7 protein-coding genes are annotated in these 4,986 nt (G+C 67.7%); 4 read left to right on the forward strand and 3 right to left on the reverse strand.

Translation table 11 applies throughout. The features are described from left to right. Positions 1-316 (reverse strand): hypothetical protein (locus E4L96_RS04665; protein WP_220433390.1); only part of this gene is annotated, 316 nt, incomplete at its 3' end. Positions 317-355: 39 nt separating this feature from the next. Between E4L96_RS04665 and E4L96_RS04670 the strand changes: the two genes are divergently transcribed. Continuing rightward, positions 356-1,324 (forward strand): LysR family transcriptional regulator, encoded by a 969-nt coding sequence (locus E4L96_RS04670; protein ID WP_135206062.1) that lies wholly within the window; start codon positions 356-358, stop codon positions 1,322-1,324. Between the two features lie 148 nt (positions 1,325-1,472). Then, entirely contained in the window at positions 1,473-2,528 is a 1,056-nt protein-coding gene (locus tag E4L96_RS04675) for an NAD(P)H-dependent flavin oxidoreductase (RefSeq protein ID WP_135206063.1), read from the forward strand. 42 nt (positions 2,529-2,570) lie between these two features. Here E4L96_RS04675 and E4L96_RS04680 read toward each other — a convergent pair whose 3' ends face one another. After that, entirely contained in the window at positions 2,571-2,981 is a 411-nt protein-coding gene (locus E4L96_RS04680; RefSeq protein WP_135206064.1) for an ATP-binding protein, read from the reverse strand. A 90-nt stretch (positions 2,982-3,071) separates the two neighbouring features. On the opposite strand from E4L96_RS04680, the gene E4L96_RS04685 reads away from it, so the two are divergent. Both E4L96_RS04685 and E4L96_RS04690 read left to right on the forward strand, forming a co-directional pair. Next, positions 3,072-3,500, forward strand: a complete 429-nt coding sequence (locus E4L96_RS04685; protein ID WP_229414224.1) for a FecR family protein — start codon at positions 3,072-3,074, stop codon at positions 3,498-3,500. Then, entirely contained in the window at positions 3,500-4,105 is a 606-nt protein-coding gene (locus E4L96_RS04690) for an OmpA family protein (RefSeq protein ID WP_135206066.1), read from the forward strand. Before E4L96_RS04685 ends, E4L96_RS04690 begins: the two co-directional genes overlap by 1 nt. A 174-nt stretch (positions 4,106-4,279) precedes the next feature. Here E4L96_RS04690 and E4L96_RS04695 read toward each other — a convergent pair. Further along, positions 4,280-4,986, reverse strand: a 707-nt coding sequence (locus E4L96_RS04695; protein ID WP_135206067.1) for a PP2C family protein-serine/threonine phosphatase, incomplete at its 5' end; no start/stop codon positions are given.

Raw genomic sequence — 4,986 nt, forward strand, 5'->3', positions numbered from 1 at the left:
CCCCCGCTTCACCACGCGCCGCCCCTGCCTGCGCCGCGCCCTCTGCTCTCGTGCCCACCACCGCTTCGCCACGCCCCGCTGCGGCTTGTGCCACGCCGTCGGCCCGTACGCCTACCCCCGATTCACCACGCCCAGCCCAGGCCTGCGCAGCGCCGCCGACCTGCCCATCGTCTCCGCCCGGCGCGCCGATGTCGCCGTCGCCGAATGTGGCTTGCGCCTTGCTCGCTGCTTCCATGCTGCCCTCCTGATCGCTCATGAGAACAGCGTAGTCGGTGGCGATACATAGCGGAAGACGCGCTATCTGCATGAAATACATGCACCTAACGCCATCCCACGTTGTGCTATCGTTGCCCGTATGACGGCCCCGGACCTGAATTTGCTTCTGACCCTCGACGTCCTGCTCGCGGAAGGCAGCGTCGTGCGCGCCGCCGAGCGCCTGCATCTGAGCCAGTCCGCGATGAGCCGCTCCCTCGCCCGCCTACGCGAAGCGACCAATGACCCGCTCCTGGTCCGCGCGGGCCGAGGCCTCGTCCCCACGCCTCGCGCCCTGGAGCTGCGCGAACAGGTCGGCGCCATTGTCGCAGCCGCGCAAGCGGCCCTCCGCCCGGCGGATAAGCTGGACCTCCCCACCCTGGAGCGCACCTTCACGCTGCGCACCACCGACGGCTTCGTCGAAAACTTCGGCCCCGCCCTCCTCGCCCGCGTCCGGAAGGACGCCCCGCACGTGCGCCTGCGCTTCGTCCACAAGGCCGACAAGGACAGCGCACCACTGAGGGACGGCCGCGTGGACCTCGACACGGGCGTCGTCAGCGGCACCGCCAGCCCCGAAATCCGCACCCGCGCCCTGTTCACGGACCGTTTCGTCGGCGTCGTCCGCGCAGACCATCCACTGGCTGATGGCCGCGTCACCGCCAAGCGCTACGCCGCGGCCAGCCACGTCGTGGTCTCGCGGCGCGGCCAGGCCACCAGCGCCATCGACGACGCGCTGGATCAACTGAAACTGAAGAGGGATATCGCCACCATCGTCGGTGGCTTTGCCGCCGCACTGTCGCTCGCAAGGAGTACGGATCTCGTCGCCACCGTCCCCGAGCGGCACACCGGCAACCTGCGCACCGGCCTGCACACCTTCCCGCTCCCGGTGGACGTCCCCGAGATCACAGTCTCCATGCTCTGGCACCCGCGCATGGACGGCGACCTCGCCCACCGCTGGCTGCGCACCTGCGTGCTGGACGTCTGCGGCGACGGCGCCGCACCTGGCGTGCGAGCCCGGCGCCCCAAGCCTGCAGCTGCGCCACCGTCGCCGTCACGCCGCCGCACACGATAATTAACTTCCGCTGGAATGGCTCCAGCAGGCTGTCCACTGCGATCACGGGCACCGGAGACGGGGAAAACGGACTCTCTTTAGCGCCGATTGCGAGGCTGCGCTATAGTCGTCCGGATCGCGCTGACACACGTGCGGAAGGAGACCAGCCATGCGCCCCGACCTGAAAACCCTGCTTCAGATCGACCACCCGATCATCCAGGCGCCGATGGCGGGCGTCTCCACACCGCGCCTGGTCATCGAAACCAGCAACGCGGGCGCGCTTGGCTCGCTGGCCGTCGGAGTGAGCACTGCGGAGCAGATGCGCGCGCTGATCGGCGAAATTCGCACCCGGACGAACAAGCCTTTCTGCATCAACGTCTTCTGTCACCGCCCCGCGCAAGGCGACGCCGCACGCGAAGCCGCGTGGCTGGCCTACCTGAAGCCGCACTTCGAAGCGTTCAACGCCACTCCGCCGACCACGCTGCGCGAGACGTACCGCAGCTTCCTGGACGACCCGGACATGCTGGCCATGCTGCTGGAAACCCGTCCGCACGCCGTGAGCTTTCATTTCGGCCTGCCCACCGCGGACGTCATCGCGCAACTCAAGAATGCGGGCATCGTGCTGCTGGCCAGCGCCACGTCGCCGGACGAAGCCCGCCAAGTGGAGGCGGCAGGCGTCGACATCGTCGTCGCGCAAGGTTATGAAGCGGGCGGCCACCGCGGCGTGTTCGATGGCGTCGGCAAGGATCCGGCGATCGGCACCTTCGCCCTCGTGCGCCTGCTGGCGCAGACCGTGCGCATTCCGATCGTCGCTGCGGGCGGCATCATGGACGGCCAGGGCATCGCGGCAGCGATGCAACTCGGTGCCAGCGGGGCGCAGATGGGGACCGCTTTCATCCTGTGCCCCGAGTCATCGGCCAGCCAGTATCACCGGCGGCTGATCAAGGAAGGCAACGTGCACCTCACCGAAGTCACCGCGGCCGTCTCGGGCCGCGATGCACGCGGGCTGCCCAATCGCTTGTTCCAGGAGACGGCGGGACGGCCGCCCGTGCCTGAGTACTCGATCGCGTACGACGCGGCCAAGGCGCTGCATGCGGCGGCGGCCAAGGCCGGGAACATGGACTATTCGGTGAACTGGGCGGGCCAGGGATTCCCGCTGGCGCGCGAGATGCCGGCGGCGGACTTGGTGCGCGCGCTGGTGCAGGAGCTCAAGGACGCGCATTGAGCCTGCGCGGGCGCGGCAGCACGGCGGGCTGCGCCTCGGCGATCAGACGAGAACCGAGATGCGGTTGCGGCCAGCGCTGCGAACGTAGCTCACCGCGCGCCCGAGATTGCGGATCAGTGGCAAGCCCGCGCCGCCGATGCGGTCCAGGTCTTCGACGATGTCGCCGTGCAGGGGATCGAAAGCCGGGGCTTCGTCCTCCAGCGTGAAGCCGTCTCCATGCACATGCAGCCAGACCGGCCGGGCGCAATCGCCGCCGTAGCCATGCAAGACCACGTTCCGGAACAACTCTTCGAGGATCAGCTCCGCGCGGCAGATGCGCTCCTCCCCAATGCCGCTCGCGGTCAGGGCCGACACGACGAATCCCTGAGCCACTGGCACATTGTCCAGCCGCCCTTCCAGAATCGTGCTGTTTTCGCAACTTTCGATGGCCAAGCTGTTCACTTTTTGCGTCATATCAACGATGATCAGCGTTTTGTATTGTTATGCAGTCAAGCCGGAGCCGGAAAAATGCCTTCATTAAACAGGATTGCTTGCGCAGTTGCAATGTTCGGATGCTTGTCCAGCGCCTTCGCGGCCGATTCGGCGGCGGGGCTGATCAAGAACGCAAAGGGGACGGCGACGGTGGAGCGCAGCAGCGGCAAGCTGCCAGTGCGCGCGGGCATGGAGGTGCTGGCGAGTGACCGCATCGTGACGGCGGGCGACGGCAGCGTGGGCATCATGCTGCGCGACGAGACCATGCTCTCGGTTGGCCCGAACAGCTCCGTCTCGCTGGACAAGTTCGCGTTCGACCCGGCCACGCACGATGGTGTGCTGAATGCGTCCGTCAAGCGCGGGACGATGGCGGTCATCTCGGGCAAGCTGTCGAAGAAGTCGCCGGACGCCGTAAAGTTCTCGACGCCCAGCGCAATCCTCGGGGTGCGCGGCACGGAGTTCGTCATCGATGCGGGCCAGGGCAGCGAGGAGGCGAAGTAATGGACTTGATCACCTTCTTCTTCATCGCTGGCATAGGTGCGGTGGTGAAGGATGCAATGACGCCCCCGCCACCGCCGCCGGTGCGCGAGCGCATCGTGCTGCTACCGAATCAGGACGGGCGGCCGAGCGCCGTCATCGTCAAGTCGGCCAAAGGGGAAGCGGTGATCGACCAGCCTTACCTCAGCGCGACCGTGAACAGCACAGGCGCCGTGGCGCAGCAGCAGGAGGCGCAGGACCAGGTGCGGGCGCGGTATGCGTCCACGCTATCCGCGATGCCGCAGCGGGCGGGTAGCCGGATCGTCTACTTTGGCGCTGGCAGCGCGGCGCTGGCGGCGGAATCGGCGCAGGTGGTGCGCGAGCTGCTGGCGGAAGCAAAAGACCGTTCGTGGCCTGAGGTCACGATCACCACGTATGCGGACCGGATGGACTTGGCCGGCAACGGGGATGTGATTGGGCTGCAGCGCGCGGAGGCGGTGCGGACGATGCTCGTGGCGGCTGGCGTGGATGCGCAGCGCATCACCGTTGATAACCGCGGTGCGCGCGAGCCCTTCTCGCCGATCCCGGGCGACTGGCGCAACCGCCGCGCCGAAATCCGCATCCGCTGACACCGCACGCTGCCACGCACCGGCCTGGAGCTGGTGCGTGGCAGCGGCAGGCTGTGTGCTTGGGCCGGGCGCATGCGTGACTGGCGCCGACGCGAGCCCGCGCGGGATGCCTGCAATGCGCGCGCCGGGCGGTGCTCGCTCCAACGCGAGCGCATCGCCGGATCGAGCGCGTGCTCAGGGGCCGTTGTAGCGCAGGACCAGCAGGGTGAGATCGTCGGAGGCTTCGGCTGTGCCGACGAACTTGCGGACGTCTTCGCGAATGGCCCACACGATGTTCGCTGGCGCCGCCCCGCCCTGCTGCGCGAGCAGTGCGTCGAGCCGGTCATGGCCATACAGCGCGCCCTGCTCGTCCATCGCCTCGGTCACGCCGTCGGTCAGCAGGCACAGACTCTCCCCAGCCGACAAGCGATAACGCTGCACCGGATATTCGAATCCATCAAGCACGCACAATGGCGGGCCATCAGCCTCGGGCAGCGTCGCCACACTGCCATCGGTAGCAATCCTGCGCGGCGCGTCGTGTCCCGCATTGCACAGCGCCACCTCGCCACTGGCCGCATCCAGAATTCCGTACACGCCCGTCACAAACAGCATCTCAGGGTTCTCGCGCGCCAGCTCCTCGTTGGCCTGGGCCACGATGCGTGCGATATCCTCGCCCCCGCGCAGCGCAATGCTCTTTGAAAGCGCTTTCGCGACAACCATGAACAGGCTCGCCGGAAGGCCCTTGCCCGACACATCCCCGATGACGAAGAAGAGCCGGTCGCGATCGAGCATGAAGAAGTCGTACAGGTCGCCGCCGACATCGCGCGCCGGTTCCAGCAGCGCGGCCAGCGAAAAGCGCGTCTCGCCCGGGAAGGCGGTCGCGCTGTCGGGCAGCGTCGCCA

The sequence above is a fragment of the Zemynaea arenosa genome, from assembly GCF_004614185.1.
Taxonomy (GTDB): Bacteria; Pseudomonadota; Gammaproteobacteria; order Burkholderiales; family Burkholderiaceae_D; genus Telluria; species Telluria arenosa.